This window comes from Myxococcus llanfairpwllgwyngyllgogerychwyrndrobwllllantysiliogogogochensis (assembly GCF_006636215.1).
GTDB classification, from domain to species: domain Bacteria; phylum Myxococcota; class Myxococcia; order Myxococcales; family Myxococcaceae; genus Myxococcus; species Myxococcus llanfairpwllgwyngyllgogerychwyrndrobwllllantysiliogogogochensis.
Window position 1 is genome coordinate 1 of the sequence record NZ_VIFM01000488.1, and the last position, 2,909, is coordinate 2,909.

Genomic DNA, 2,909 nt, shown 5'->3' on the forward strand with positions numbered 1-2,909 from the left:
CCCCCGACGCCTTCCCGGCGTGGACGACGCCCGGGCCCGCCGGGCACCCGCGCCTGGCGCGGGTCGAGCGGGGCCGTGGACGTCGCCCGCCGGCTTCATCCTCACACCCTCGACAGCCGCCTGGACGACGCTGGGCCTACCCTTGAGGGGAGCTTGGCGCACCTCCAGGTTCTGCCACCGCTTCTCCCAAGGCTTCACGCGCTTTGCGAGCACGAACCGTTTCACCGGGAAGAGGACTGATGAAGAGCGCTGCCATCGTAAAGCGCATGCGGCACGCAAGCTCTCCTGGCCGAAACCCCCCAACGAAAAGATTGAGAGTGGTCCCGTCCGCCCGCTGCAGGTAGATGCCGTACTCCCGTCCTATCTGCACCAAGTGCAGCCCCACCGCATCTTTGCCAGAGGCGGCCGGTACTTGAATGGCCGCGCAGAAGCGCTCGAAGACAGTAACCAGTTGAGCGTAGTTCATGTATTTGCACTCACGCGGCGGATTGGTCGTCAACGTCAATCCAACACCAGCACCAACTACCGACTGGGTAGAGCCAACCTTCTTCGGTGTTTTGCCCGGGAAAAATGTCGGGGCGATAGTCGTCTTCTTGGGGCTCTAGCTTCCTCAAGTCGAGGATGAACGCGTCCTGAGCTGAGTCGTATGCCAGCACCGTCATCACGCTGGCAATTTTGAGACCTTCATCTCGGTCGAAGTACGGAGCCTCCCAGCCATTCCACGTTTCGTCAGTCGTAAAACCCTCGAAGACGTGGTCAACGCCGGCGATTGCCAGCATGGTCTTGCGGAGAATTGTCACAAATTCCTCGGGCCCGAAGGAGTTCACCCGAGGGACAGCAGCGCAGAAGCTCCCGTCCCTCGGGCACTACCATGGCTCACTCTCAGGCGGCCTTCTGAATTGGAGCCTGCTCATCCATCTGGGTGCGGCTGCATACGTGGCAGATGCGCTCCTTGTTTGGGAGCAGCACGAACCGCTTTGACCGCTTGCTGCATCGCGGGCACTCGGCTCCTTCCGCCTTGAGGCGAGCCTTCTCGGTCGACTCCGCATCCACGCTCTTCGCCAGCGCCTCCAAGTCAACGTTGAGGACTTTGGCAGTCCCGTCGAGGGAAGGAGGCAGCTTCTCCAGTGAGGGAGCGCTTGCCCAGCGGCTGGAGAGTATCTGGCAGAGGAGGCCGAACGCCTGGGCCCCCGTCATCGCTTCGAGTCGCGCGAGCAGTTGGTGCTTCACCTCGTAGGGCTTGCCTTCGATGCCTCGAACCTTCCCGACGCAAGCCCAATTCAAGTAGCTCGCCAACTCGACGGCCTCTCCCGCGAGGTGCCGCCAGATTTCCACTCCGCCACTGGGATTCACCTTCTCGCCGGCGTCCGCCACTGCCGCGAGCCCTCGGTTGATGATTTCCCTGCTCCGCAGCGCCCTCGTCCGCTCCTCCCTTCTCTTCGCCTTGGGCTCCTCTCCTTCGGTCTGCGCCGGTGGTTTCTCTGCGTCGCCATGGAGGTACACCAGCGCCGCCCTGACATCTTCTTCGCGGCAGAGCTGGTGCGCGCGGCCGAAACTGTCGCGGGCAAGAATCACGTTGGGCCGCACCTTGCCGAGGACGGCTCCCCAGGTCCGTTTTTGCGCGTCCCGGTAGCACTGCGCCCCCAGGTCCACGTAACCGCAGCCGTAGGCAAGGTAGTTGCCGTCTTGGAAGAGCTTTTTCGACTCGCTCTCGTCCAGCACCTCCAAGCCTTTCGCGAGAGCCTCCTCGCACTTCTCTGTCCACCCCGCTTCCGCCTTCTGGGTGAAGCACTTCCGATCTGTGCACAGGTCCTTGTCCGATGCCTCCCCGAAGAGGTCCGGCGTAGCTCCCGTTCGCCGGGGACACGCGTTGCATGCCGGGAGGCCCGGCCCCAAGTCATCGCGATTGGTTGCAAACGGGGCGTCTTTGAGGCGCAATCGGAAATTGCGGTCAATGAAGTGCCTCGCTGCATTGACCCCTTCGGGGTCGGCCAGCCGCGTGAGGGCTTCGGTCGCCTCATTCTGAGCGTCGAGGTCGGTGATGGTTGCAATCATCGTCGCCACGTCCGACAGGATCTTCCCGTCCTTGAACGCCTTCCGTGCAGGCTTCCCCAGCTTCTGCAACTGGAGTCGCCTGACGACGTGTCGTCTGTCCTTCCCGGTCACACCCGCAATGGTGTCAGCCGTGTGGCCCCTCCCGAGGAAAGCAGCGAACGCGTCCGACTCATCCAGCGGATGAGGGTCCACTCTGAAAAGGTTCTCTACGAGATTGGCCTCCTGGGCGAGGTCGTCACTCATCTCCCGGATGATGACCGGGACATGAGTGAGGCCAGCCCAGTGCGACGCCCTGAAGCGCCGGAAGCCGGCAGTCACCTTGAACGCCCGGTCTTCAATCGGGCTCCCGTCCTCAAACGGGCGCCCATCCGCCGGGCGCACCAGAATCGGTACCTCGACGCCCCGGGCTTTGATGCTCGCGGCAAGCTCCGCGAGTGGTCCTTCTTCGATGGACTTCCTGTAGTTGTCACCTTCGACCAGATTGCCGAGCGGCATCATCACGACCCGCATCGTCGTCTGCCCCTGCTCACTCATCGCCATCCCTCTGCCGGGTCTCGTCCCGGCCGCTCACTGGGACGCGCCCCAGCGGTCGCCAGCCTCAACGCGGCAGCGACACGTCGAACAATAGGGCATTTCTCTGGCACTTGTCAAATACGGATTGAACAAATTCCGGGCAGATTCTTCCCCCTACTGCCCTTGGGCCGGAGCGTCTCCATCAGATGAGCGACTTGCTCAGGCATCCGGGTGCATCTCGCCGGGAAGGACTCCTCGACACAGCGAAGTCCATGCCGTCAGGCCGCTGCGGACGCCGTTGTTGGGCGGCCGGCCCTCCCACTCGGGGAGCGGGGTGGGGT

The 2,909-nt window shown here is 63.2% G+C and carries 2 protein-coding genes; both read right to left on the reverse strand.

The genetic code is table 11. From position 1 onward, the window contains the following. Positions 1-476 precede the first annotated feature (476 nt). Positions 477-779 carry a hypothetical protein gene (locus FJV41_RS48650; RefSeq protein ID WP_141649436.1) on the reverse strand — a complete coding sequence of 101 codons (303 nt, stop codon included), beginning with the start codon at positions 777-779 and terminating at the stop codon, positions 477-479. Positions 780-882: 103 nt separating this feature from the next. Beyond that, the gene (locus FJV41_RS48655; RefSeq protein ID WP_141649437.1) at positions 883-2,595 is read right to left on the reverse strand and encodes a ParB/RepB/Spo0J family partition protein; all 1,713 of its coding nucleotides are present in this window, start codon (positions 2,593-2,595) and stop codon (positions 883-885) included. Between the last annotated feature and the right edge of the window lie 314 nt (positions 2,596-2,909).

Coding starts and splice junctions, on each gene's coding strand:
- FJV41_RS48650 (WP_141649436.1), bottom strand. CDS start 779: ATGCTGGCAATCGCCGGCGTTGACCACGTCTTCGAGGGTTTTACGACT.
- FJV41_RS48655 (WP_141649437.1), bottom strand. CDS start 2,595: ATGGCGATGAGTGAGCAGGGGCAGACGACGATGCGGGTCGTGATGATG.